The following is a 23,421-nucleotide window of genomic DNA, read 5'->3' on the forward strand; positions in this document are numbered from 1 at the left end:
GTCCTGTTCGAGAAGGGCATGGACTTCGAGATCCGCGATGTGGACCTGTACAACAAGCCCGAAGACATCAGCGTGATGAACCCCTACGGCCAGGTGCCCATCCTGGTCGAGCGCGACCTGATCCTGTACGAGTCGAACATCATCAACGAGTACATCGACGAGCGCTTCCCCCACCCGCAGCTCATGCCTGGTGACCCGGTGGACCGCGCCCGCGTGCGCCTGTTCCTGCTCAATTTCGAGAAGGAGCTGTTCGTGCATGTCAACGTGCTGGAGTCCCGCGCCACCAAGGGCAACGAGAAGGCCCTGGAAAAAGCCCGTGCCCACATCCGCGACCGCCTCACGCAACTGGCCCCCGTGTTCCTGAAGAACAAGTACATGCTGGGCGACAACTTCTCCATGCTGGACGTTGCCATCGCGCCCCTGCTGTGGCGCCTGGACTACTATGGCATCGACCTGTCCAAGAACGCCGCGCCGCTGCTCAAGTACGCCGAACGCATCTTCTCGCGCCCCGCCTACATCGAAGCGCTGACGCCGTCCGAAAAGGTCATGCGCAAGTAAGCTTCTCCATCACCGATCGCCCGACTTCATGACCGCACAGGAATCCACGTCCACGCGCCCCTACCTCATTCGTGCCCTGTACGAATGGTGTACCGACAACGGCTTTACACCCTATGTCGCGGTGCGTGTGGATGATTCCGTGCAGGTGCCGCGCGAGTATGTGAAGGACGGCGAGATCGTGCTGAACATCAGTTTCGACGCCACCAGTGCGCTGCAGCTGGGCAACGACTTCATCGAGTTCAAGGCCCGCTTCGGCGGCAAGCCGCGCGAAATCCTGGTGCCTGTGGGCCGGGTGATCGCCATCTACGCGCGTGAGAACGGGCAGGGCATGGCCTTTCCGCCCCCGGTGGACGTGCTGGCGGGTGGCGGCGAAGTTACGCCCATGGTCACACCCGCGCCGATGGACCCATCGGCAGCCCCCAGCGCACCAGCAACGCATGATGACCGCGTGGTGCAACTGGTCCCGACCGACGACGGCAGGAAGGACGGCGATGGCGGCGACGCCCCGCGCCCACCCCCTTCGACCGGTGGCGCCCGGCCCTCGCTCAAGCGGGTCAAATAGGCGGGCGCTTCGATGTTTTATCCACGATAGAATCCAGCCCTTCCCGCCGGTTTAGCTCAGTTGGTAGAGCACCCGCCTTGTAAGCGGTAGGTCGTCAGTTCGAATCCGACAACCGGCACCATCCCCCCTGAATGTTCCCCGGTACGCTTTGCCTGGCGTTGTCCGTCAGGTTTGAACTTTCAGGCGAATCGCGTTAATCTCCCACCCCCGGCTGCGCAAGTGCGCCTGCAACGCAGGCAGCAGCTGGCGGATTTTGGCCGCTGCGGCATTGCTCTTGACGAGCAGGCACCAGGAGTCCCCGTCGATGGGGCCCGCCTGGATGGCCGGGCGCAGGGCAGCGGGAATCAGCATTTCAATGGCCTGGAGCCGGTCGCTGGAGTCGCGTGTCAGCGCCGTGAGCCTGGCAAGCACGGGGGATTCCTCGCTGGCTTGCTGCAGGGTGACGGCTTGGTGGCGGCGGGTCATGGCGGGCGTCTTCGGGCGTGGGGGCAAATCGAGTGCATCTGATTATCACGGACGCCCGGCTGGCGCGCAGCCGGGCCATTCACCTGTCGGGTACGCGCCTGCTGCTGGCGGGGCTGGCGTTGTCGCTGGGCCTGATGCTCGTGGCGGCGGGGCTGTACCACTGGGTGTTCCTGAAGGGTGCGCGCGAGGGCTGGCCCATCGTGGGCTCGCTGGTGCGCCTGGTGGTGAAGGATGAATTCGCCGAGCGCGACCGCTTCATGCGGGCCAACCTGGACGCCATGGCGCGCCGTGTGGGCGAGATGCAGGCGCGCATGGTGCAACTGGAGTCGCTGGGCGACCGCGTCATGGGCCTGGCGGGCATGGCGCCCTCGGATATTCCCAAGGAGCCCGGCGGACGCGGCGGCGCGCTGGTCGGCGCGCACGACATGACGATGGAAGAACTGCAGCGCACCCTGGACGACCTGGAGCGCCTGAGCAGCCAGCGGGTGGACCTGATGACCGTGCTCGAATCCCGCCTGTTCGACCAGCACATCCGCAAGAAGATGATCCCCACGCATGCCCCCGTCTCCGGCGTGGTCGGGTCCAACTACGGCTGGCGCGTGGACCCGATCACCGGCCAGTCGGCCCTGCACACGGGCCTGGACTTCCCGTCCCCCGTGGGCACGCCCATCCTCGCGGCGGCGGGCGGCGTGGTGGTCACCCAGGAATTCCACCCCGCCTACGGCAACATGATCGAGGTGGACCACGGCAACCAGCTGGTTACCCGCTACGCCCATGCCTCGCGCACGCTGGTCAAGCAGGGCGACATCGTGCGCCGTGGCCAGAAGATCGCCGAAGTGGGCAACACGGGTCGTTCGACCGGGTCGCACCTGCACTTCGAGGTGCTGGTGCAGGGTGTTTTCCAGGACCCGCAAAAGTTCCTGAGCGCGGGCGGCGCGGCCACGGGTGCGCAACTGGCCCTGGCGCCGGTGCCTGGCGCGGCGGGCGCCGCATCCTCGCCCGCACCGGGCAGGTAAAATCCCGCGTCCGGTGTTTGCCGCCCTGGATTGCAGCCACAGCAGCGCCTGGCTTGCATTCGCGGGCGGCGGACCCACCTGAACTCAATTCATCTTAGGGATACCGGCTGTCCGGTGCGCTGACCGCAGCGCGCCAGCAGTCCTGTTCGCATGGCCACCAACTTCCTCACCAAACTATTCGGCAGCCGCAATGACCGGCTCCTCAAGCAGTACCGCAAGACGGTTGCGCGCATCAACGCGATGGAGCCCGAGTACGAGAAGCTGACCGACGAGCAGCTCCAGGCCAAGACGCAGGAGTTCAAGGACCGCGTGGCCCAGGGGGAGTCGCTCGACAGCATCCTGCCCGAAGCCTTCGCCGTGGTGCGCGAAGGCTCCAAGCGCGTCATGAAGATGCGCCACTTCGACGTGCAGTTGCTGGGCGGCATGGCCCTGCACCACGGCAAGATTTCCGAAATGCGCACGGGCGAGGGCAAGACGCTGACGGCCACGCTGCCGGTGTACCTGAACGCCCTGTCGGGCGAGGGCGTACACGTGGTGACGGTGAACGACTATCTTGCCAATCGCGACGCGCAGTGGATGGGGCGGCTGTACAACTTCCTGGGCCTCACCGTGGGCATCAACCTGCCGCAGATGCCGCGCGAGCAGAAGCAGGCGGCCTATGCCGCCGACATCACCTACGGCACCAACAACGAATACGGCTTCGACTACCTGCGCGACAACATGGTCTATGAGGCCCAGGACCGCGTGCAGCGCAAGCTGAACTACGCCATCGTGGACGAGGTGGACTCCATCCTGATCGACGAGGCGCGCACGCCGCTCATCATCAGCGGCCAGGCCGAGGACCACACGGCGATGTACATCGCCATGAACAAGGTGGTGCCCCTGCTGGTGCGCCAGGAGGGCGAGGCCGACCCCCGCACCGGCGAGGGCGTGACCAAGCCCGGCGACTTCACCGTGGACGAGAAGAGCCACCAGATCTTCCTGACCGAGCAGGGCCACGAGACCGCCGAGCGCGTGCTCGCCAGCCACGGCCTGATCGCCGAGGGCGCCTCGGTCTATGACCCGGCCAACATCACGCTGATGCACCACCTGTACGCGGCGCTCAGGGCCCACCACCTGTACCACCGCGACCAGCACTACGTGGTGCAGAACGGCGAGATCGTCATCGTCGATGAGTTCACGGGCCGCCTGATGTCGGGCCGCCGCTGGAGCGAGGGGCTGCACCAGGCCGTCGAGGCCAAAGAAGGCGTCAACATCCAGGCCGAGAACCAGACCCTGGCGTCCATCACCTTCCAGAACTACTTCCGCCTGTACAACAAGCTCGGCGGCATGACCGGCACGGCCGACACCGAAGCCTACGAGTTCCAGGAAATCTACGGCCTGGAGACCGTGGTCATCCCGCCCAACCGGCCCAGCAAGCGCGACGACCAGCTCGACCGCGTCTATAAGACCACGCGCGAGAAGTACGAGGCCGCCATCCAGGACATCCGCGAGTGCCACGAGCGCGGCCAGCCCGTGCTGGTGGGCACCACGTCGATCGAGAACTCCGAGATCATCGACCAGCTCTTGAACAAGGCGGGCCTGCCGCACCAGGTGCTCAACGCCAAGCAGCACGCGCGCGAGGCCGACATCGTGGCCCAGGCGGGCCGCGCGGGCATGATCACCATCGCCACCAACATGGCGGGCCGCGGCACCGACATCGTGCTGGGCGGCAACATCGAGAAGGACGTGGCGGCCATCGAGGCCGACGAATCCCTGTCCGAATCCGAGCGCGCCGCCAAGGTGACTGCCCTGCGCGCGCAGTGGACCGCAGACCACGAGAAGGTCAAGGCCCTGGGCGGCCTGCGCATCATCGCCACCGAGCGCCACGAATCCCGCCGCATCGACAACCAGTTGCGTGGCCGCTCGGGCCGCCAGGGCGACCCCGGCTCCTCGCGCTTCTACCTGAGCCTGGACGATTCGCTGATGCGCATCTTCGCGGGCGACCGCGTGCGCGCCATCATGGACCGCCTGAAGATGCCCGACGGCGAGGCCATCGAGGCGGGTATCGTCACCCGCAGCATCGAATCGGCCCAGCGCAAGGTCGAAGCCCGCAACTTCGACATCCGCAAGCAATTGCTCGAATACGACGACGTGGCCAACGACCAGCGCAAGGTGATCTACCAGCAGCGCAACGCCATCCTCGACGCGAGCGACCTGTCGGACGTGATCGCGGCCATGCGCGAGGACTGCATGACCGACCTGGTGCGCCAGTACGTGCCCGCCGAGTCGGTCGAAGAACAGTGGGACCTGCCCGCGCTGGAGAAGGCCCTGGCCGACGACTGGCACATCCAGCTGCCGCTGCAGCAGGAGGTGCAGGGCGCGAACAGCGTGACCGACGAGGAGATCCTCGAAAAAGTGCTGCAGGCTGCCCATGCGTCCTTCAACGCCAAGGTGGAGCAGGTGGGCCGCGAGAACTTCACGCAGTTCGAGCGCATGGTGCTGCTGCAGAGCTTCGACTCCAACTGGCGCGACCACCTCTCGGCGCTGGACTACCTGCGCCAGGGCATCCATCTGCGCGGCTATGCGCAGAAGCAGCCCAAGCAGGAATACAAGCGCGAGGCGTTCGAGCTGTTCCGCCAGCTCATCGACCTGGTGAAGAACGAGGTCACCAAGATCCTCATGACCGTGCAGGTGCAGTCCCAGGCCCAGCTGGACCAGGCCGCGCAGGACATGGAAGCGCGCGGCGAGAGCATCGCCAACGTGACCTACACGGCGCCCACGGAGACCGGCGAGGTCGAAACCACCGCCGACCCGGCCAGCCAGGCGCTGCCCGAAGGCATGCGCGTGGGCCGCAACGACCCCTGCCCCTGCGGCAGCGGCAAGAAGTACAAGCAATGCCATGGCAAGCTGGCATGATGCTATTGTTTATGTAGCTGCTTGCGCTTGCTGCATAAGCGCTAGAGGCTGATTTGACTATAAAAACACGGGCCCGCGCCCGTGTTTTGCATTCCCAAGGACGACGACCATGCCCGTGAATCTCTGTGCCCCCCTCGCATCCGACCTGCACCCCGTGCCGGGCATCCGCATCGGCGTTGCCGAGGCCGGTGTGCGCAAGGCCCACCGCAAGGACCTGACAGTCTTCCTGCTGGACGAAGGCGCCAGCGTGGCGGGCGTGTTCACGCAGAACCGCTTCTGCGCCGCGCCGGTGCAGGTGAGCCGCGAGCACCTGGCCAGCGGCCAGGGCATCCGCGCCATGGTCATCAACACCGGCAACGCCAACGCGGGCACGGGTGCTGACGGCCTGGCCCGCGCCCGCGCCACCTGCGACGCATTGGCAAAGCAACTGGGCGTGGCGCCCCAGCAGGTGCTGCCGTTCTCCACCGGCGTCATCATGGAATCGCTGCCCGTGGACCGCATCGAGGCCGCCTTGCCCGCCGCCATTGCCGACGCGCAGCCAGCGCACTGGGCGCGCGCCGCCGAGGGCATCATGACCACCGACACGCTGCCCAAGGCGTTCTCCGCCCAGGCGCAGGTGGGCGGCGCCACCGTGTCCATCACCGGCATCAGCAAAGGCGCGGGCATGATCCGCCCCAACATGGCGACCATGCTGGGCTTTCTGGCCACGGACGCCTGCGTGGCCCCGGCGGTGATGCAGCAGCTGGCGCGTGAGCTGGCCGACGGCTCGTTCAACCGCGTCACCATCGACGGCGACACATCCACCAATGACTCCTTCGTGGTCGTGGCGACGAACAAGGCCGCGCACGCGCCCATCACGTCCCTGGCCAGCGCCGAGGGTCAGGCGCTGAAGGCGGCCATGCTGGCGGTATCGCAGAAGCTGGCCCAGGCCATCGTGCGCGACGGCGAAGGCGCCACCAAGTTCATCACCGTGCGCGTGGAAGGCGGCAAGACCGGCGACGAGTGCCGCCAGGTGGCCTACGCCATCGCGCACTCGCCCCTGGTCAAGACGGCCTTCTACGCCAGCGACCCGAACCTGGGGCGCATCCTGGCGGCGGTCGGCTACGCGGGCATTGCCGACCTGGACCAGACCGGCATCGACCTGTACCTGGACGACGTACACGTGGCGGTGCAGGGCGGCCGCAACCCCGCCTACCGCGAGGAAGACGGCCAGCGCGTGATGAAGCAAAGCGAGATCACCGTGCGCGTGCTGCTGGGCCGGGGCGACGCGGCGGACACCGTGTGGACCTGCGACTTCAGCCACGAGTACGTGACCATCAACGCCGACTACCGCTCCTGATTCAATAGCTGTAAGTGCTTTATGGATAAGCACTAGAGGCCAAAATGAATGAAAAATTTGAACGCCTGATCGAGCGCGCCGAGCAGCTCATCGCCCGCATCGAAACCGTGCTGCCCCAGCCGCTCACCGCGCCCGACTGGACGGCGGCCATCGCCTGGCGCTACCGCAAGCGCAGCAGCGGCCACGGCACCCTGGAGCCCGTGCGCCACGTCGCGGCCATGCGGCTCGAAGACCTCAAGGAAATCGACGGGCAGAAGGACAAGATCCAGCGCAACACCCAGCAGTTCGTCGAAGGCAAGCCCGCCAACAACGTGCTGCTGACGGGCGCGCGCGGCACGGGCAAGTCCTCGCTCATCAAGGCGTGTCTGAATGCGTATGCACCCCAGGGCCTGCGCCTGATCGAAGTGGACAAGGCCGACCTGACGGACCTGCCCGACATCGTGGAGGTGGTCGCAGGCCGGCCCGAGAAGTTCATCGTCTTCTGCGACGACCTGAGCTTCGAGGACGGCGAGCCGGGCTACAAGGCGCTCAAATCCATCCTGGACGGCTCGGTGGCCGCCGCCACGCCCAACGTGCTGATCTACGCCACCAGCAACCGGCGCCACCTGCTGCCCGAGTACATGAAGGAAAACCTCACCTACACCCACACCGACGACGGCGAGGTGCATCCGGGTGAGGTGGTCGAGGAGAAGATTTCGCTGTCCGAGCGCTTCGGTCTGTGGGTCAGCTTCTACCCCTTCAGCCAGGACGAATACCTGACCATCGTCGCGCAGTGGCTGTCGTCGCTGGGCGTGCCTGATGCGGCCATTGCGGCGGCGCGGCCCGAGGCGCTGGTCTGGGCGCTGGAGCGCGGCTCGCGCAGCGGCCGCGTGGCCTACCAGTTCGCGCGCGACTACGCGGGGCGGCACGGTGGCTGAGGCAGAGCGCAAGCACACCGAGGTCGCGGTCGGCATCCTGCTGCGCGCCGACGGCGCCATGCTGCTGTGTACCCGCCCGCCGGGCAAGCCCTATGCGGGCTACTGGGAGTTCCCGGGCGGCAAGCTCGAAGCGGGCGAAACCGTCGAGCAAGCCCTGCGCCGCGAGCTGATCGAGGAGCTGGGTGTGACCATTGGCCCCGCCAGCGTCTGGAAGGTCACGGAGCACGACTACCCGCACGCCCTGGTGCGCCTGCACTGGTGCAAGGTGTGGCAATGGACGGGCGCATTCGAGATGCGCGAGGGCCAGCAGATGGCCTGGCAGCAAATGCCGCTCACGGTATCGCCCGTGCTGCCCGGCGCCACCCTGGTGCTGCGATGGCTGGCCGAGGAGCGGGGCCTGGCGGGCTCCCCTGAATCACTTTCGAATTGATAGCTGCTCGCGCTTGCTGGATAAGCGCTAGAGGCCAATTTGGCTCTTAATTTATCTGGCGCGGATCGCCGTACTGCGCATCCTGCGGCGGTGCTTCAGCGGGCATGCGGAACTCCTCGGCGGACCAAGCGCCCAGGTCGATCTGCTTGCAGCGCTCGCTGCAGAACGGGCGCCAGCGGTTGGCGGGGCTGTACAGGCTGTCGCCGCCGCAGGTGGGGCAGGGTACGGTGCGTGCTGCTGCCATGGCCGTCAAGCGCAGAGCGTCAGTTCAAACGCGGCGTCTTCGTTGCTGGCGTGCAGGCGGCCATCGTCTTCTTGCCGCATCAGCCGCACCGAGACGATCAGTCGGTTGCCGCTGATCTCCGGAATCAGGTTCAGCGCCGGGTCGATGCGCAGGCGCAGCAACTGGAAGGTGCGCCCGGGCGGCAGGTTCTGCTGGAACTGGCCGCGCTCCGCCGCCACCTTCTGCGGCACGCCGGAGTCGCGCAGCAGCTTGAGCAGCACGTAGATGGACTCGGCCAGCGGCGCCAGGGTGGAGGCCCAGCTTTCAAGCGCCTGCTGGCGCGCGGCGGGCGCGTGGTGCTGCCAGGCGTAGTAGGCGGGCAGGTCGAACCCGCAGGTGCCGCCGGGAATGCCCACGCGGCTGCGGATGCTCATCAGCCAGTCGTTCTCGGTGAGCGGCTGGCCGGACTTGCCGGCCTGGGTGTTGAGCGCGGTGAAGCAGTGGTCCAGTTGGGTGATCACCGCGTCCAGCGCGGCCTCGGAAATCGACGGGTTGCCCCGGTAGCTGTCGAGTTGCTGCTTGTGCTTCTCGATGTCCTTGAGCACGTCTGATTTGAGGTCGGCGCGGGCCGCCACGTCCATGATCTCGAAGATCGTGACCAGCGCGAAGTGGTGGTCCAGGGCGTGGGAGCGGGGTATCAGCTCCCCCAGGCGGCGGAACAACTGCTCCAGGCGCAGGTAGGTCCGCAGACGTTCGTTGAAGGGGTATTCGTAAAGGATCACGCTGGCGGGCTCGGCATTGTGCTGCTGACGGGCGCATCATAGCCCGAACACTGCAGCCACCTGCCGGGCCTGGGCGTGCAGGGCCTCCAGCGTGCAGTCGCTGCCGTTGGCGATCACCGCATCGGCCACGGCCCGGCGCGCGGCGCGGCTGGCCTGCGAGGCGATGATGCCCTGCACGGCCTCGCGGGTGAGGCCGCTGCGCTGCATGACGCGCTGGATCTGCGTTTCGGCAGGGCAGTCCACCACCACCACTGCATCCAACCGCTGGGCCCACCGGCCCGATTCGGTGAGCAGGGGGATATCGAAGACGATCAGGGCAGCCCCACGCTCCGCCGCCTGCTGCGCCTGAAGATGGCTGTGCAGGGTGACCAGGGGGTGGACGATGCCTTCGAGCTGCGCGCGGGCTTGCGGTCGGCTGAAGGCCAGGGCGCGCATGCGCGCACGGTCCAGCGCGCCCGTGGCCGCGTCCACGAAATCGTCGCCGAAGGCGGCGCGGATGGCGCCCATGGCCGCGCCGTTCGGGCCGGTGACCTCGCGCGCGATCTGGTCCGCATCGATGAGCACGGCGCCCAGCGACACCCACATCTGGCCCACGGTGCTCTTGCCGCTGCCGATGCCGCCCGTCAGGCCCAGGCGCAGCGACCGGGGTGCGCTGCTGCTGCCCATCGCTCAGAGCCCCAGGAGTTGCAGCACCGTGTTGAGAATGGCCTGGGGCCCGAAGACCATCGCCGTGAACCCGGCGCCCACGAGGAACGGGCCGAACGGAACGTAGCCGCCTTCGCGCAGGCTGCTGAAGACCTTCATCGCAATGCCGATGATGGCCCCGATGACCGAGGACATCAGGATGATCGGCACCAGCGCCTGCCAGCCGAACCACGCGCCCAGGGCGGCGAACAGCTTGAAGTCGCCATAGCCCATGCCCTCCTTGCCCGTGGCCAGCTTGAAGCCCCAGTACACCAGCCACAGGGACAGGTACCCGGCAGCGGCGCCGAACACCGAGGCCTGCAGCGGCACCGCGGTCCACTGCAGGGCGGACGCCAGGAGACCGGCCCAGAGCAAGGGCAGGGTGATGTCGTCGGGCAGTAGCGTGGTGTCCCAGTCAATGAAGGCCAGCGCCATCAGGGCCGCTGAGAACCCGCACCAGGCGATGCCGGTGGGCGTGACGCCCCAGCGCTGGATGCAGAAGAAAAACAGCGCGCCCGTGGCGATTTCGACCAGGGGGTAGCGCACGGAAATCCGCGTCTTGCAACCGGAGCAGCGACCGCGCAGGAAGAGGTAGCTGATGACGGGGATGTTCTCGTACCACTGCACCATGTGCCCGCAGGCAGGGCAGCGGGAGCGCGGCGTCATGAGGTTGAAAGGAGCCTCTGGCTGCGAGGGCGCCGCTTCGTCTGCCGCATCGGTCGCGGACATGGCGGCAAGTTCTGCCGCCCATTGCCGCTCCATCATCTTGGGCAACCTATGGATCACCACATTGAGAAAACTGCCGATCAACAGCCCCAGGACTCCAAAGAACCCTGCATTCCACCAGGTCTCCATCACACAACCTGGCCGAGCTTGAAGATGGGGAGATACATGGACACCACGATGCCGCCGATCAAGGTGCCCAGGAACACGATGATGATGGGCTCCATCAGGCTGGAGAGCCCGGCGACCATTTCATCCACCTCGGCCTCGTAGAAATCGGCGGCCTTGCCCAGCATGTGGTCGATGGAGCCGGACTCCTCCCCGATGGCGCACATTTGCAGGACCATGGATGGAAACACATTGGCATTGCCCATGGCTGCCGTGAGGCTGGTGCCGGTGGATACCTCTTGCTGGATTTTCTCCGTCGCCATGGCATAGACGGAATTTCCGGATGCGCCGCCCACGGAATCAAGAGCCTCCACCAGGGGAACCCCCGCAGCGAACATGGTGGCCAGCGTCCGGGTCCAGCGGGCGACACAGGACTTCTCGATCAAGCCACCAAAGATCGGCACCTTCAGCAAGACGCGATCCATGAACATTTGCATCTTTTCGTTTCTTTTCCAGGCTTGCATGAAAAAGAACGCTCCGCCACCAATGACACCAAAAATCAGCCACCACCATTTCACAAAAATCTCGCTGACTCCCATCACGAACAATGTCGGGGCAGGGAGATCCGCGCCAAAGGATGTGAACACTTCCTTGAACGCAGGAATGACGAAGATCATGATCACGGTAACGACCACAAAGGCCACGATGATCACGGAGGTGGGGTACATCAATGCGGATTTGATCTTGGACTTGATCGCTTCCGTCTTTTCCATGTAAGTTGCCAAGCGGTCCAGCAAGGCTTCGAGGATACCGGCGGCCTCGCCCGCTTCCACCAGGTTGCAGTAGAGGCTGTCGAAATACATGGGGTGCTTGCGGAAGGCTGCGTTCAACGAAGTCCCGGTTTCAACGTCTGTCCGGATGTCATTGAGCAGTTTGGTGACGCTGGCATTGGTATTGCCGCGCCCCACAATATCGAACGACTGGAGCAGGGGAACGCCAGCCTTCATCATGGTCGCCAATTGGCGGGTGAACAGGGCAATATCCTTGGGCTTGATCTTCTTGCCCGAGCGCATCCGGCGCTTCTTGATCTTGGTGGGGAATACACCCTGGCGGCGCAGCGTTGCCTGAACCTGGTTTTCTCCAGATGCGCGTACCTCTCCGCGAACGATCTTTCCGTTGCGGTCTTTGCCTTCCCATTCAAAGACAAAATCCTTGATATCTTTCTTGGATGCAGCGGTAGCCATAGGGATCCCTTTGTAGTTATTTTATTCGTTGGTCACGGCCAAAACCTCTTCCAGAGAGGTGAGCCCCATTTTTGCCTTGTACAGGCCAGACTCCCGAAGCGAACGCACGCCCTCGGCCCTGGCCTGCTCGGCGATTTCCAGCGCACTGCCGTCGCGCAATATGATGCGCTGGATTTCTTCCGAGATGGGCATGACCTGGTAGATGCCGACCCGCCCCTTGTAGCCGTTATTGCAGGCAGAGCAGCCAACCGGGCGGTACGTCACCCAGGTGCCATCCAATTCTTCTTCTGCGTAGCCTGCGTCGATCATGGCCTCGTGGGGGATGTCGGCAGGCACCTTGCAGACAGGGCACAGGCGGCGCGCCAGCCGCTGCGCGGTGATCAGGATCACGCTGGATGCGATATTGAACGGCGCGATCCCCATATTACGCATGCGGGTCAGCGTGGTCGGCGCATCGTTCGTATGCAGCGTGGACAGGACCAGGTGACCGGTCTGGGCAGCCTTGATGGAAATGTCCGCAGTTTCGAGGTCGCGAATTTCCCCGACCATGATGATGTCCGGATCCTGGCGGAGAAAGGATTTCAGGGCAACGGCAAAGGTCAGACCGGCCTTTTCATTGACGTTGACCTGATTCACCCCGGGGAGATTGATTTCGGAAGGGTCTTCGGCCGTGGCGATGTTCACACCGGGCTTGTTCAGCAGGTTCAGGCAGGTATAAAGAGACACCGTCTTGCCGGAGCCGGTGGGGCCAGTCACCAGGATCATTCCATAGGGGCGGCCGATGGCCTGAAGAAGACGCTCTTTCTCCTCGGGTTCATAACCCAGTGCGTCGATACCGAGCTTTGCGCTGCTGGGGTCGAGAATACGGATAACGATTTTCTCGCCAAACAAGGTGGGAAGCGTGCTGACCCGGAAGTCAATGACCCGGTCCGGGCCGACCTTGAGTTTCATGCGACCGTCTTGCGGAACCCGTTTTTCGGAGATGTCCAGCCGCGAAATCACCTTGATGCGCGAGGCCAGTTTGTCCTTGATGGCAATCGGCGGAGAGGCAATTTCCCGCAACTCGCCGTCGATACGGAACCGGACGCGGTACTGGTGCTCATAGGGCTCGAAATGCAAGTCCGACGCACGCATGTTGAATGCGTCCAGGAGCATTTTGTGCAGGAATTTGACGATGGGGGCGTCTTCCACATCGGAAGTCCCCGCATCGTTGCTTTCGGGGGCTTCTTCGATGGCAGCCTCGTCGAACTCGAAGTCGCCTCCCGCAGAATTCAGGGCGTCCAGCGAATCATTGGCGGACTTGGTGGTCGCTTCTACCAATTTGCTGAGTTTGTCGTATTCGGAAATAATCCAGTCCACGCCCATTTGGGTGGTGAACTTGATTTTCTCGGCAGCTTCCTGGTCGGTAGGGTCCGCCGTGGCGACGATGAGCCGGTTATTGCGCTTGCTCAACACCACCACCCGGTAGGCCTGGCATATCTTGGCGTCCAGCAGGTCTTTGGGCAGCCGCAGCGGATCGATGGCGTCCAGGTCCAGCAAGGGGGCGCCAAAAACCGACGAAACGGTATGTGCCAAATCGGCTGCGGAAACGGCGCCGGAGCCGGTCAGCTCCGCAATAAAGCTGGTCCGGGTCGCCTGTGATTTTTTGTAAATATCCTCGGCCGCCTTTTGGGTCAGCTTGCCGGCGGACATCAAAGCCCGGCCCAGTCCGGGAAGAGCGACTGCAGAGGCTTCTTTGGGGGCGGTATCAACAGCAGCCATGTAACCGGGAATGTGTCAGGTGTGGAAAAGAAACCATCCTATCATCACCGATCAGGTGCAGGCTGTACAGCGCTGGATATTGGTAATAGCGCCACAGAACGGGCACTATTGTAAAAATGCGGACAAATCATGGTCGGGGTGAGAGGATTCGAACCTCCGGCCTCTACGTCCCGAACGTAGCGCTCTACCAGGCTAAGCTACACCCCGCCGATTGCCCATCGCGTCAATTGCGCTTGCTGCCGGTGCCTTGGGCCCGTCAGCTGCGCCGCGCTAGTAACTGAGCCGCTAATTCTAGCAGGCCTTGCGCGTAGGAATTGGCAGGCAACTGTCTTGCCGCTTCCATGGCCCTGTGGGCCTCCGCATGGGCCGCGGCGCGGGTCACATCCAGGGCGCCCGTGCTGCGCACGATGTCCACGACTTCTGCCAGCCGCTGCGTCGAGCCTTGCTCGACGGCCTCGCGCACGATGAGCGCCTGCTCCGGCGTTCCCCGCGCCATGGCGGCGATCAGGGGCAGCGTGGATTTGCCTTCGCGCAAGTCGTCGCCGATGTTCTTGCCCATCTCGGCGGTGTCACCGTCGTAGTCCAGCACGTCGTCAATGATCTGGAAAGCCGTTCCCAGGGCCTGGCCGTAGGTCGCGCAGGCTTCTTCCACCTCGGGCGGGCTTTGCGCAAGCACGGCGCCCAGGCGTGCGCTGGCCTCGAAAAGCTTGGCAGTCTTGGAGCGGATCACGCGCAGGTAGCCTGCCTCGTCCAGCGAGGCGTCGTGCATGTTCATCAGCTGCAGCACCTCGCCCTCGGCGATCACGTTCGTGGCTTCCGAGAGGATTTCCATGATGCGCATGCTGCCCGCCTCGACCATCATCTGGAACGAGCGGGTGTGCAGGAAATCGCCCACCAGCACACTGGCCGGGTTGCCGAAGGTCTCGTTCGCCGTGGGGCGGCCACGGCGCAGGGTCGAGGCATCCACGACATCGTCGTGCAGCAGCGTGGCGGTGTGGATGAGCTCGACCACGGCAGCCAGGTTGTGGCGATGCGGTCCCCGGTACCCGAGCGCCCCGCAGACCATGAGCAGAAGGGCCGGGCGCAGGCGCTTGCCGCCCGCAGCAATGATGTATTGGGCCACTTGCGCCACCAGGGGCACGCTGGATGTCAGGCGCTGGCCGATGACCTTGTCAACCTCGTGCATGTCTTGTGCAACGAGCAGGAGCGGGGATGCGGCGGGGGTAGTGTGGTCAGTCACGAGGCGGCGGTCACAGAGGGTGCCGGGATTATAGGAAGCGCCGATGCGCAGGGCGACCGGCTGGGGCGGGGCTGGCGCGATCGCGCACCCTGGGTTATACTCGCTGGCTCTGCAGAAATCCGTCTGCGGAACTCATACCAAAGAGGTCAACATGTACGCGGTCATAAAAACCGGCGGCAAGCAGTATCGCGTTGCTTCCGGCGAGAAAATCAAAGTAGAACAGATTGCTGCGGACGTAGGCCAGGAAATTGTGATCGACCAGGTTCTGGCTGTCGGCAACGGCGCTGAACTGAAGGTGGGTACGCCCCTGGTGTCCGGCGCAACGGTCAAAGCCACTGTCGTGGCCCACGGCAAGCACGACAAGGTGCACATCTTCAAGATGCGCCGTCGCAAGCACTATCAAAAGCGCCAAGGCCATCGCCAGCAGTTCACCGAACTGCAAATCGGCGCGATTGCTGCCTAACCCGAAGGAGCTTCAGTCATGGCACAGAAAAAAGGCGGCGGCTCTACGCGAAACGGGCGCGATTCCAAGCCCAAGATGCTCGGCGTGAAAGCCTATGGCGGCGAACTGATCAGCGCCGGCTCGATCATCGTGCGCCAGCGTGGCACGCGCTTCCACCCCGGCACGAACGTCGGCGTGGGCAAGGACCACACCCTGTTCGCCCTGGTGGACGGCCACGTGTCGTTCGGCTCCAAGGGCGCGTTGTCCAAGGCAACGGTCAGTGTGACGCCCGCCTGAGGCATCCCCTCGGCAACCACCGAAGCCCCGCATTGCCGGGGCTTTGTCGTTTTGTAAACTGAGCACCACCATGAAGTTCGTCGATGAAGCCTTTATTGACATTGCCGCAGGCGATGGCGGCAATGGCTGCGTGTCCTTCCGGCACGAGAAATACAAGGAATTCGGCGGCCCCAATGGCGGCGATGGGGGGCGGGGCGGGCACGTGTTCGCGGTGGCGGACCCGAACCTGAACACCCTGGTGGACTACCGCTATTCCCGCCGCCACGAGGCCAAGCGCGGCGAGCACGGCATGGGCTCGGACATGTTCGGCGCGGCGGGGGCGGACATCACCTTGAAGATGCCCGTGGGCACCATCATCACCGACGCGGAGACGGGCGAGGTACTGTACGAACTGCTCACGCCGGGCGAGGTCATCACCATCGCCAAGGGCGGCGACGGCGGCTTTGGCAACCTGCGCTTCAAGAGCGCCATCAACCGCGCCCCGCGCCAGAAGACGCCCGGCTGGCCCGGCGAGAAGAAAAACCTCAAGCTCGAACTGAAGGTGCTGGCCGACGTGGGCCTGCTGGGCATGCCCAACGCGGGCAAGTCCACCTTCATCACGGCGGTCTCCAACGCCCGCCCCAAGATCGCGGACTACCCCTTCACCACCTTGCACCCCAACCTGGGCGTGGTGCGCGTGGGGCCGGAGCAGAGCTTCGTGGTGGCCGACATTCCGGGCCTGATCGAAGGCGCGTCCGAGGGCGCGGGCCTGGGCCACCAGTTCCTGCGCCACCTGCAGCGCACGCGGTTGCTGCTGCACATCGTGGACTTGGCGCCTTTCGACGACAGCGTGGACCCGGTCGCGCAGGCCAAGGCCATCGTGGGCGAGCTGAAGAAATACGACCAGCAGCTCTACGACAAGCCGCGCTGGCTGGTGCTGAACAAGCTGGACATGGTGCCTGCCGAAGACCGCGCCGCGCGCGTGAAGGACTTCGTGAAGCGTTTCAAGTGGAAGGGGCCGGTGTTCGAAATCTCCGCCCTCACGCGCGAGGGCTGCGAGCCGCTGATCCACGCCATCTTCCGCCACGTGCAGTCCGAGCAGCGGGTGGAGAACGCCCCCGTGGACGTGGACCCGCGCTTCGCCGGTGACGCGCCTGCCTGAATACTCACATTTTCATAGCTGCTGGCGCTTGCTGCATAAGCGCTAGAGGCCAAAAAGACTCATAAAAATGGTTTCCAGCGTATTGCAAGATGCGCGCCGCATCGTGGTCAAGGTGGGTTCCAGCCTGGTCACCAACGAAGGGCGCGGCCTGGACGAAACGGCCATCGGCGAATGGAGCCGCCAGCTGGCGGCCCTGGTGCGGGGTGACGGCGGCGCGCCGCGCGAGGTCGTCATGGTCTCCAGCGGCGCCATCGCCGAGGGCATGAAGCGCCTGGGCTGGACCACGCGGCCGCACGAGGTACATGAGCTGCAGGCCGCAGCCGCCGTCGGCCAGATGGGCCTGGCGCAGATGTACGAAACCAAGCTGCGCGAGCAGGGCATGGGCAGCGCGCAGGTACTGCTCACCCACGCCGACCTGGCCGACCGCGAGCGCTACCTGAACGCGCGCTCCACGCTGCTCACGCTGCTGCGCCTGGGCGTGGTGCCCGTCATCAACGAGAACGACACGGTCGTCAACGACGAGATCAAGTTCGGCGACAACGACACGCTGGGCGCGCTGGTGGCCAATCTGGTCGAAGCCGATGCGCTGATCATCCTGACCGACCAGAAGGGCCTGTACACCGCCGACCCGCGCCGCGACCCGACCGCGCAGTTCGTACACGAGGCCAAGGCGGGCGACCCGGCGCTGGAGGCCATGGCGGGCGGCGCAGGCTCCAGCATCGGCAAGGGCGGCATGATCACCAAGATATTGGCGGCCAAGCGGGCGGCGGGCTCGGGCGCTTCCACCGTGATCGCCTGGGGGCGCGAGGCCGACGTGCTGCTGCGCCTGGTGCGCGGCGAGCCGCTGGGCACGCTGCTGGTGGCGCAGACGCAGAAGAAGCAGGCCCGCAAGCAGTGGATGGCCGACCACCTGCAACTGCGCGGCGCCGTGGTGGTGGACGCGGGCGCGGCGGCCAAGGTGCGCGACGAGGGCAAGAGCCTGCTGCCCATCGGCATGACGGCCGTGGAGGGCGATTTCTCGCGCGGCGACGTGATCGCCATGCGCGATGCGTCGGGCGCGGAGATCGCGCGCGGCCTGGCCAACTATGCGGCGGCCGAGGCCCGCCTGCTGTGCCGCAAGCCATCGACCGAATTCGAGAAACTGCTGGGCTACATCGCGGAGCCCGAGATGGTGCACCGAGACAATCTGGTGCTGGTCGGCAAATAAAAAACGCCTGCGAGAGCAGGCGTTTTGCTTTCTACTTCAGCCCATCCAGATCGGCAGGCTGGCTGTTCTGCGGGTCAGGGTCGAAGCTGGCGCCGGGCGGCAGCTCCAGCCCCGGGTTCGCCATCATGGCGCCCGCTCGGTACATGGCCCCGGCCTGTTCGCCCTCGCGGGGGCGCATGCCGCTGCGCAGGTAGCGGTTGCGCTGGTCGTGGCGGGGCAGGTAGCGGGCCAGTTCGGTCAGCGCCATTTCATAGACGCCGCGCTTGAACTCGACCACCACGTCCAGCGGCACCCAGTAGTCGTTCCAGCGCCAGGCGTCGAACTCCGGGTGGTTGGTGGCGCGCAGGTTCAGGTCCCAGTCGTGGCCCAGCAGCTGCAGCAGATACCAGATCTGCTTCTGGCCCCTGTAGTGGCCGCGCGCGTCGCGGCGGATGTACCGGTCAGGCACCTCGTAGCGCAACCAGTCCCTTGTGCGGGCCACCACGCGCACGTGGTTGGGCAGTAATCCCACCTCTTCGTGCAGTTCGCGGAACATGGCTTGCTCGGGGCTCTCCCCCCGGTCAATGCCACCCTGCGGAAACTGCCAGCTGTGGGTGCGTATGCGCTTGCCCCAGAACACCTGGTTCTTCTGGTTGAGCAGGATGATGCCGACGTTCGGCCGAAAGCCGTCCCGGTCAAGCATAATCTAACCCCAAATTTTTAAACTGCGTCCATTATGCACGGCGCCTTGCGCGCGGCAAGTGGGCCGCCGCGTTCCGCCTGCGACCGATTCCGATGAAAGCATCCCAATTCTTTATCTCCACCCTGAAGGAAGCCCCGGCGGATGCCGAGGTGGTCAGCCACAAGCTCATGACGCGGGCGGGGCTCATCAAGAAGCTGGGCGCGGGCATCTACAACTACATGCCCATGGGCCTGCGGGTGATCCGCAAGGTGGAAGCCATCGTGCGCGAGGAGATGAACCGCGCGGGCGCCATCGAGCTGACCATGCCCGTGGTGCAGCCCGCCGAGCTGTGGCAGGAGACGGGCCGCTTCGAGAAAATGGGCCCCGAGCTGCTGCGCATCCAGGACCGCCACGGGCGCGACTTCGTGATCCAGCCCACCAGCGAAGAAGTGGTCACTGACATCGCCCGGCAGGAGCTGCGCAGCCACAAGCAGTTGCCCAAGAACTTCTACCAGGTGCAGACGAAGTTCCGCGACGAGCGCCGCCCGCGCTTCGGCCTGATGCGCGGACGCGAGTTCATCATGAAGGACGCCTACAGCTTCGACAAGAACCAGGACGCGGCCAAGGCCAGCTACCAGGTCATGGCGCAGGCGTACCGCCGCATCTTCGACCGCTTCGGCCTGACCTACCGCGCGGTGGCGGCGGACAGCGGCGCCATCGGCGGCGACCTGAGCGAAGAATTTCAAGTGATCGCCGCCACGGGCGAGGACGCCATCGTCTATTGCCCCGGCAGCGACTACGCCGCCAACATGGAAAAGGCCGAGGCCCTGGCGCCCGCCGGCCCGCGCCCCGCGCCCGCCAAGGCCATGCAAAAGACGCCCACGCCCGGCAAGGCCACCTGCGCCGACGTAGCCGAGCTGCTGGGCGTGCCGCTCACCACCACCGTGAAGTCGCTGGTGCTGGCCACCGACGAGACCAACGCGGCGGGCGAGACCGTCAAGAGCACCGTCTGGCTGCTGCTGCTGCGCGGCGACCACGACATGAACGAGATCAAGGTGGGCAAGGTGCCGGGCCTGGCGGGCTTTCGCTTCGCCACCCTGGGCGAGATCGAGGACCACTTCGGCTGCAAGCCCGGCTACCTGGGCCCCATCGGCCTGAAGAAGCCGCTCAAGATCGTCGCCGACCGCGACGTGGCCGTGATGGCCGACTGGATCTGCGGCGCCAACGAGGTGGACTTCCACATCACCGGCGTGAACTGGGGCCGCGACCTGCCCGAGCCCGACTTTGTTGCCGACCTGCGCAACGTGGTGGCGGGCGACCGCTCGCCCGACGGCCAGGGTGAACTCGCCATCGAGCGCGGTATCGAAGTCGGCCATGTCTTCTACCTCGGCACCAAGTATTCCAAGGCCATGAACGCGACCTTTTTGGGCGAAGACGGCAAGCCTGCCTTCTTTGAAATGGGCTGCTACGGCATCGGCATCACGCGCCTGCCCGCCGCCGCCATCGAGCAGAACCACGACGAGCGCGGCATCATCTGGCCCGACGCCATCGCGCCCTTCACCGTGGTCGTCTGCCCCGTGGGCATGGACCGCAGCGAGGTCGTCAAGGCCACCGCCGAGCAGATCTACGCCGACCTGCTGGCCGCAGGCGTGGACGTGATCCTGGACGACCGCGGCGAGCGCCCCGGCGCCATGTTCGCCGACTGGGAGCTGATCGGCGTGCCGCACCGCGTGACCATTGGCGACAAGAGCCTGAAGGACGGCGTGGTCGAGTACCAGCACCGCCGAGACGCCGCCGCCACCAAGGTGGCCGTGGCCGACATCCTGGCCCACGTGAAGGGCCGCATCGCCGTATGAGCACGGGGCAGGTATCCCGCCGCGCCTGTCTGCTGTCGGCAGCGGGCCTGGCCGCGCCTGCCGCGTGGCTGGCGGCGCCGCAGGCGGCCTGGGCGGGCGGGCAGATCGAAGAGCCGCTGGCCGACTCCGTGCGCACCGCGCTCAGCTCCGCCATTGCCAACCAGGCGCCGCCCGAGCCGCATTTCTTCACCACCGAATCGCGCCTGCACTACCTGCGCTGGCTGGGCACCATGAGCGACCGCCTGCGCCGCCGCAAGCCCGACTGGGAGGTGCGCCGCGACTTCCTGCAGACCGTGTGGTACGAGTCCAAGCGCGCGGGGCTGGACGTGTCGCTGGTGCTGGGGCTGATCCAGGTGGAGAGCGCGTTCCGCAAGTTCGCCGTCTCCAGCGTGGGCGCGCGCGGCTACATGCAGGTGATGCCGTTCTGGACCCGCGTGATCGGCGACGGTGACGCGAGCAAGCTGTTCCACATGCAGACCAACCTGCGCTTCGGCTGCGTCATCCTGCGCCACTACATCGACCGCGAAAAGGGCGACCTGTTCATGGCGCTGGGCCGCTACAACGGCAGCCGGGGCCGCTCGCCGTACCCGGACGCCGTGTTCGGCGCCCAGCGCAACTACCTGTTCGACAAGCCCGCGCTGCCGCCTGCGGCTTGATACTACTGTTTTGATAGCTGCTAGCGCTTGCTGGATAAGCGCTAGAGGCCAATTTCATTCATATTTTTGGCGGGGGCTCCGGAGGCCGCTGCGTCGATGCGCGACACCATCACCTGGTCGATGCGGTAACTGTCCACGTCCAGCACCTCGAACTTGTAGCCGCCCCAGCTCACGCTGTCGGTGCGGCGCGGCACGCGGCGCAGCATCACCATCAAGAAGCCCGCCAGCGTCTCGTACTCCTCGGCGTGCGGCAGCTCGTCCAGCGACAGCGCGTGCAACACGTCCTGCACAGGCGTCACGCCGTCGATCAGCCACGAATTTTCATCGCGCCGCACGATCTGCTCCTCGTCCGGCGGGCCGACCAGGTCGCCCATGACGGTGCTCATCACGTCATTGAGCGTGACCACGCCCACCACCAGGCTGTATTCGTTGACGATGACGGCGAAGTCCTCGTGGACGTGGCGGAACTGCTCCAGCACCTCGGACAGCGTGAGCCGGTCGGGCACGATGAGCACCTTGCGCACCAGGCTGTCGTCGGCCAGCGAGATGGGCTGGTTGTTCAGCACACGCTGGAACAGGTCCTTGGCGTCCACGTAGCCCACCACGTGGTCGATGTCGCCCTCGCACACCGGGTAGGTCGAAAACGGCTCGGCCGCGATGCGCAGGCGGATCACCGAATCGGGCTCGTCGCGCAGGAAGAACGCGATGCGGTCGCGCGGCGACATGGCGCTGGAGACGGTGCGCGTGTCCAGCTCGAACACGTTGGTGATGACCCGCTGCTCGCGCGCCGCCAGCACCCCGGCGCGCGCGCCCGCCTCCATGGTCGCCAGGATGTCGTCGGACGTGATGCGGTCGTCGCGCAGCGAGGGCAGGCCCAGCAGGCGCAGCAGCGCGTCCGCCCCCCGGCTGTACAGCCACACCACGGGCCGCAGCAGGCCGATGAGCGCGCCCATGGGCCGCGCCAGCCGCACGGCCTGCCGCTCGGGCTCGGCCATGCCCAGGCGCTTGGGGAACAGGTCGGCCAGCAGGATGAACAGCGAGGTGATGACGAAGAACGAACACAGAAACCCCACCGTCTCGGCCCGCGACGCGCCCATCCAGGGTGCCAAGAGGGCGGTGAAGTGCGGGCTGAGAGCGCCTTCGCCCACGATGCCGCCCAGGATTGCCACCGCGTTCTGCCCCACCTGCACCACGGTGAAGTAGTCGCCCGGCTGCTCCTGCATGCGCAGCACGCGGTCGGCGCGCGCGTCGCCTTCGTCGGCCATCTGCCGCAGGCGCAGGCGGCGCGCGGCGGCCAGCGAGATCTCGGCCATGGAGAAGAAGGCGCTGGCGGCGATCAGCAGCGCGATGACGAAGAGGCTTTGCGTGAGCGTCATGGTAGGCAGCCCGAAAGTGTAAGCGGCCTGACTGCCGTCCCACCTGGGGCTCCATTGCGGGCCAATGGGCGCAGGCATGCCACGGCGGGCGTATGGCTTTTTTGAAAAAACAGATGCGCTGCCAGGCTTGTCTCCCGTTCCTCCTTACCCTAAAGTAAGGAGTCAGGAGTGCCCAGCATGACCACAGCCACCATCACCACCAAAGGCCAGATCACCATCCCTGCGAGCGTTCGTGCCGATCTTCAGGTCGATACAGGCGACAGGGTCGAGTTCGTACCCATCGCGCCGGGGCGGTACGAGTTCGTTGCCGTCACGCGGGAGGTGACTGAACTCAAGGGCATGTTTGGCAAGGTCGCCAAACCTGTTTCCATTGATGCGATGAATGCCGCCATCGCAGCCAGGGGAGCGCAGGCCTGATGATCGGCCTGGATACGAACGTGCTGGTGCGTTACATCATGCAGGACGACCCCGGTCAATCCGCCAAAGCTACTGAACTGGTCGAGTCGCTGGACGCCGACAACCCTGGCTTCATCGCGCTGGTGAGCGTGGTTGAGCTGTATTGGGTGCTGACCTCTTGCTACGGCCTTTCGGAAGCACAGGCGGCCAGCGCCCTGGAGGCCGTCATTCGCACCAAGCAGTTCGTGGTGGAGCGGGTGGACGTGGTGGTGCGGGCGCTGCGCGTGTTCCAGGCCGGAAAGTCGGATTGGCCCGATTGCCTGATCGAGCGCTCGGCGGCGCATGCGGGCTGCACCCAGACCATGACGTTCGACGAGCGCGCCGCACGGTATGCGGGGATGGCGTTGCTGTGAGTCAGCGTGCCTGCGGCAAGGCGCGC

25 protein-coding genes and 2 tRNA genes are annotated in these 23,421 nt (G+C 65.4%); 16 read left to right on the forward strand and 11 right to left on the reverse strand.

Going from position 1 to position 23,421, the window contains the following annotated elements; translation table 11 throughout:
* The 3 genes from QM569_RS07940 to QM569_RS07950 all read left to right on the forward strand — a co-directional run.
* Positions 1-558, forward strand: a 558-nt coding sequence (locus QM569_RS07940; protein ID WP_414986693.1) for a glutathione S-transferase N-terminal domain-containing protein, incomplete at its 5' end; no start/stop codon positions are given.
* A 28-nt stretch (positions 559-586) separates the two neighbouring features.
* Positions 587-1,120, forward strand: coding sequence for a ClpXP protease specificity-enhancing factor (locus QM569_RS07945; RefSeq protein ID WP_414986694.1), 534 nt, complete (start codon positions 587-589; stop codon positions 1,118-1,120).
* A 45-nt stretch (positions 1,121-1,165) separates the two neighbouring features.
* Positions 1,166-1,241 (forward strand) — tRNA-Thr (locus QM569_RS07950).
* Positions 1,242-1,285: 44 nt separating this feature from the next.
* Here QM569_RS07950 and QM569_RS07955 read toward each other — a convergent pair.
* Entirely contained in the window at positions 1,286-1,585 is a 300-nt protein-coding gene (locus tag QM569_RS07955) for a hypothetical protein (protein ID WP_414986695.1), read from the reverse strand.
* Positions 1,586-1,617: 32 nt separating this feature from the next.
* Here QM569_RS07955 and QM569_RS07960 point away from each other — a divergent pair, with 32 nt between their 5' ends.
* From QM569_RS07960 to QM569_RS07980, 5 genes are all read left to right on the forward strand, one after another.
* On the forward strand, positions 1,618-2,601 hold the full coding sequence (locus QM569_RS07960; RefSeq protein WP_414986696.1) for a M23 family metallopeptidase: 984 nt from the start codon (positions 1,618-1,620) through the stop codon (positions 2,599-2,601).
* Positions 2,602-2,751: 150 nt separating this feature from the next.
* On the forward strand, positions 2,752-5,499 hold the full coding sequence (secA, locus tag QM569_RS07965) for a preprotein translocase subunit SecA (RefSeq protein WP_414986697.1): 2,748 nt from the start codon (positions 2,752-2,754) through the stop codon (positions 5,497-5,499).
* Positions 5,500-5,608: 109 nt separating this feature from the next.
* Positions 5,609-6,838: a bifunctional glutamate N-acetyltransferase/amino-acid acetyltransferase ArgJ gene (gene argJ / locus QM569_RS07970; protein ID WP_414986698.1), complete on the forward strand. Its 1,230-nt coding sequence runs from the start codon at positions 5,609-5,611 to the stop codon at positions 6,836-6,838.
* Between the two features lie 44 nt (positions 6,839-6,882).
* Positions 6,883-7,755 (forward strand): ATP-binding protein, encoded by an 873-nt coding sequence (locus QM569_RS07975; RefSeq protein WP_414986699.1) that lies wholly within the window; start codon positions 6,883-6,885, stop codon positions 7,753-7,755.
* Positions 7,748-8,185 (forward strand): NUDIX domain-containing protein, encoded by a 438-nt coding sequence (locus QM569_RS07980; protein WP_414986700.1) that lies wholly within the window; start codon positions 7,748-7,750, stop codon positions 8,183-8,185. Before QM569_RS07975 ends, QM569_RS07980 begins: the two co-directional genes overlap by 8 nt.
* Positions 8,186-8,231: 46 nt before the next feature.
* Here QM569_RS07980 and QM569_RS07985 read toward each other — a convergent pair whose 3' ends face one another.
* The 8 genes from QM569_RS07985 to QM569_RS08020 form a co-directional block, all read right to left on the reverse strand.
* Positions 8,232-8,429 carry a DNA gyrase inhibitor YacG gene (locus QM569_RS07985; protein ID WP_414986701.1) on the reverse strand — a complete coding sequence of 66 codons (198 nt, stop codon included), beginning with the start codon at positions 8,427-8,429 and terminating at the stop codon, positions 8,232-8,234.
* Positions 8,430-8,434: 5 nt separating this feature from the next.
* Positions 8,435-9,190 (reverse strand): cell division protein ZapD, encoded by a 756-nt coding sequence (zapD, locus tag QM569_RS07990; protein ID WP_414986702.1) that lies wholly within the window; start codon positions 9,188-9,190, stop codon positions 8,435-8,437.
* A 36-nt stretch (positions 9,191-9,226) separates the two neighbouring features.
* Complete coding sequence (gene coaE / locus QM569_RS07995) at positions 9,227-9,856, reverse strand: dephospho-CoA kinase (RefSeq protein WP_414986703.1); 630 nt, start codon at positions 9,854-9,856, stop codon at positions 9,227-9,229.
* 3 nt (positions 9,857-9,859) lie between these two features.
* The gene (locus tag QM569_RS08000) at positions 9,860-10,729 is read right to left on the reverse strand and encodes a prepilin peptidase (RefSeq protein ID WP_414986704.1); all 870 of its coding nucleotides are present in this window, start codon (positions 10,727-10,729) and stop codon (positions 9,860-9,862) included.
* Entirely contained in the window at positions 10,729-11,949 is a 1,221-nt protein-coding gene (locus QM569_RS08005; protein WP_414986705.1) for a type II secretion system F family protein, read from the reverse strand. The genes QM569_RS08000 and QM569_RS08005 overlap by 1 nt, the downstream gene beginning before the upstream one ends.
* A 21-nt stretch (positions 11,950-11,970) precedes the next feature.
* The gene (gene pilB / locus QM569_RS08010) at positions 11,971-13,710 is read right to left on the reverse strand and encodes a type IV-A pilus assembly ATPase PilB (RefSeq protein ID WP_414986706.1); all 1,740 of its coding nucleotides are present in this window, start codon (positions 13,708-13,710) and stop codon (positions 11,971-11,973) included.
* A gap of 130 nt (positions 13,711-13,840) precedes the next feature.
* Positions 13,841-13,917: transfer RNA gene (locus QM569_RS08015), tRNA-Pro, on the reverse strand.
* A gap of 49 nt (positions 13,918-13,966) precedes the next feature.
* Positions 13,967-14,896 carry a polyprenyl synthetase family protein gene (locus tag QM569_RS08020; RefSeq protein WP_414986707.1) on the reverse strand — a complete coding sequence of 310 codons (930 nt, stop codon included), beginning with the start codon at positions 14,894-14,896 and terminating at the stop codon, positions 13,967-13,969.
* A gap of 205 nt (positions 14,897-15,101) precedes the next feature.
* Between QM569_RS08020 and rplU the strand changes: the two genes are divergently transcribed.
* The 4 genes from rplU to proB all read left to right on the forward strand — a co-directional run bounded on the left by rplU (position 15,102) and on the right by proB (position 18,037).
* Positions 15,102-15,413, forward strand: a complete 312-nt coding sequence (gene rplU, locus QM569_RS08025; protein ID WP_005794184.1) for a 50S ribosomal protein L21 — start codon at positions 15,102-15,104, stop codon at positions 15,411-15,413.
* A gap of 18 nt (positions 15,414-15,431) precedes the next feature.
* The gene (gene rpmA, locus QM569_RS08030; protein ID WP_414986708.1) at positions 15,432-15,689 is read left to right on the forward strand and encodes a 50S ribosomal protein L27; all 258 of its coding nucleotides are present in this window, start codon (positions 15,432-15,434) and stop codon (positions 15,687-15,689) included.
* A 70-nt stretch (positions 15,690-15,759) separates the two neighbouring features.
* On the forward strand, positions 15,760-16,830 hold the full coding sequence (gene cgtA / locus QM569_RS08035) for an Obg family GTPase CgtA (RefSeq protein WP_414986709.1): 1,071 nt from the start codon (positions 15,760-15,762) through the stop codon (positions 16,828-16,830).
* Between the two features lie 67 nt (positions 16,831-16,897).
* Complete coding sequence (gene proB / locus QM569_RS08040; RefSeq protein ID WP_414986710.1) at positions 16,898-18,037, forward strand: glutamate 5-kinase; 1,140 nt, start codon at positions 16,898-16,900, stop codon at positions 18,035-18,037.
* Positions 18,038-18,068: 31 nt separating this feature from the next.
* Here proB and QM569_RS08045 read toward each other — a convergent pair whose 3' ends face one another.
* The gene (locus tag QM569_RS08045) at positions 18,069-18,719 is read right to left on the reverse strand and encodes an RNA pyrophosphohydrolase (RefSeq protein ID WP_414986711.1); all 651 of its coding nucleotides are present in this window, start codon (positions 18,717-18,719) and stop codon (positions 18,069-18,071) included.
* A 92-nt stretch (positions 18,720-18,811) separates the two neighbouring features.
* Between QM569_RS08045 and QM569_RS08050 the strand changes: the two genes are divergently transcribed.
* Both QM569_RS08050 and QM569_RS08055 read left to right on the forward strand, forming a co-directional pair.
* Positions 18,812-20,554: a proline--tRNA ligase gene (locus tag QM569_RS08050; protein WP_414986712.1), complete on the forward strand. Its 1,743-nt coding sequence runs from the start codon at positions 18,812-18,814 to the stop codon at positions 20,552-20,554.
* Positions 20,551-21,210, forward strand: a complete 660-nt coding sequence (locus QM569_RS08055; protein WP_414986713.1) for a lytic transglycosylase domain-containing protein — start codon at positions 20,551-20,553, stop codon at positions 21,208-21,210. Before QM569_RS08050 ends, QM569_RS08055 begins: the two co-directional genes overlap by 4 nt.
* 41 nt (positions 21,211-21,251) lie before the next feature.
* Here the strand turns inward: QM569_RS08055 and QM569_RS08060 are convergent, their stop codons facing one another.
* Entirely contained in the window at positions 21,252-22,586 is a 1,335-nt protein-coding gene (locus tag QM569_RS08060; RefSeq protein WP_414986714.1) for a hemolysin family protein, read from the reverse strand.
* Between the two features lie 177 nt (positions 22,587-22,763).
* Here QM569_RS08060 and QM569_RS08065 point away from each other — a divergent pair, with 177 nt between their 5' ends.
* Both QM569_RS08065 and QM569_RS08070 read left to right on the forward strand, forming a co-directional pair.
* On the forward strand, positions 22,764-23,003 hold the full coding sequence (locus QM569_RS08065) for an AbrB/MazE/SpoVT family DNA-binding domain-containing protein (protein WP_414986715.1): 240 nt from the start codon (positions 22,764-22,766) through the stop codon (positions 23,001-23,003).
* Positions 23,003-23,395, forward strand: a complete 393-nt coding sequence (locus tag QM569_RS08070; RefSeq protein ID WP_414986716.1) for a PIN domain-containing protein — start codon at positions 23,003-23,005, stop codon at positions 23,393-23,395. Before QM569_RS08065 ends, QM569_RS08070 begins: the two co-directional genes overlap by 1 nt.
* The last annotated feature ends 26 nt before the right edge of the window (positions 23,396-23,421 follow it).

It is taken from the genome of Acidovorax sp. (assembly GCF_047607405.1).
Lineage (GTDB): Bacteria > Pseudomonadota > Gammaproteobacteria > Burkholderiales > Burkholderiaceae_C > Acidovorax.

What these genes read in the sequence shown, in the direction of transcription:
- secA (WP_414986697.1), top strand. Translation starts at nt 2,752, where the DNA reads ATGGCCACCAACTTCCTCACCAAACTATTCGGCAGCCGCAATGACCGG.
- QM569_RS07975 (WP_414986699.1), top strand. Translation starts at nt 6,883, where the DNA reads ATGAATGAAAAATTTGAACGCCTGATCGAGCGCGCCGAGCAGCTCATC.
- QM569_RS07945 (WP_414986694.1), top strand. Translation starts at nt 587, where the DNA reads ATGACCGCACAGGAATCCACGTCCACGCGCCCCTACCTCATTCGTGCC.
- coaE (WP_414986703.1), bottom strand. Translation starts at nt 9,856, where the DNA reads ATGGGCAGCAGCAGCGCACCCCGGTCGCTGCGCCTGGGCCTGACGGGC.
- QM569_RS07985 (WP_414986701.1), bottom strand. Translation starts at nt 8,429, where the DNA reads ATGGCAGCAGCACGCACCGTACCCTGCCCCACCTGCGGCGGCGACAGC.
- QM569_RS07955 (WP_414986695.1), bottom strand. Translation starts at nt 1,585, where the DNA reads ATGACCCGCCGCCACCAAGCCGTCACCCTGCAGCAAGCCAGCGAGGAA.
- pilB (WP_414986706.1), bottom strand. Translation starts at nt 13,710, where the DNA reads ATGGCTGCTGTTGATACCGCCCCCAAAGAAGCCTCTGCAGTCGCTCTT.
- rpmA (WP_414986708.1), top strand. Translation starts at nt 15,432, where the DNA reads ATGGCACAGAAAAAAGGCGGCGGCTCTACGCGAAACGGGCGCGATTCC.
- QM569_RS08045 (WP_414986711.1), bottom strand. Translation starts at nt 18,719, where the DNA reads ATGCTTGACCGGGACGGCTTTCGGCCGAACGTCGGCATCATCCTGCTC.
- cgtA (WP_414986709.1), top strand. Translation starts at nt 15,760, where the DNA reads ATGAAGTTCGTCGATGAAGCCTTTATTGACATTGCCGCAGGCGATGGC.
- QM569_RS08050 (WP_414986712.1), top strand. Translation starts at nt 18,812, where the DNA reads ATGAAAGCATCCCAATTCTTTATCTCCACCCTGAAGGAAGCCCCGGCG.
- QM569_RS08065 (WP_414986715.1), top strand. Translation starts at nt 22,764, where the DNA reads ATGACCACAGCCACCATCACCACCAAAGGCCAGATCACCATCCCTGCG.
- rplU (WP_005794184.1), top strand. Translation starts at nt 15,102, where the DNA reads ATGTACGCGGTCATAAAAACCGGCGGCAAGCAGTATCGCGTTGCTTCC.
- QM569_RS08020 (WP_414986707.1), bottom strand. Translation starts at nt 14,896, where the DNA reads ATGCACGAGGTTGACAAGGTCATCGGCCAGCGCCTGACATCCAGCGTG.
- QM569_RS08005 (WP_414986705.1), bottom strand. Translation starts at nt 11,949, where the DNA reads ATGGCTACCGCTGCATCCAAGAAAGATATCAAGGATTTTGTCTTTGAA.
- QM569_RS08070 (WP_414986716.1), top strand. Translation starts at nt 23,003, where the DNA reads ATGATCGGCCTGGATACGAACGTGCTGGTGCGTTACATCATGCAGGAC.
- QM569_RS08060 (WP_414986714.1), bottom strand. Translation starts at nt 22,586, where the DNA reads ATGACGCTCACGCAAAGCCTCTTCGTCATCGCGCTGCTGATCGCCGCC.
- QM569_RS08055 (WP_414986713.1), top strand. Translation starts at nt 20,551, where the DNA reads ATGAGCACGGGGCAGGTATCCCGCCGCGCCTGTCTGCTGTCGGCAGCG.
- proB (WP_414986710.1), top strand. Translation starts at nt 16,898, where the DNA reads ATGGTTTCCAGCGTATTGCAAGATGCGCGCCGCATCGTGGTCAAGGTG.
- QM569_RS08000 (WP_414986704.1), bottom strand. Translation starts at nt 10,729, where the DNA reads ATGGAGACCTGGTGGAATGCAGGGTTCTTTGGAGTCCTGGGGCTGTTG.
- argJ (WP_414986698.1), top strand. Translation starts at nt 5,609, where the DNA reads ATGCCCGTGAATCTCTGTGCCCCCCTCGCATCCGACCTGCACCCCGTG.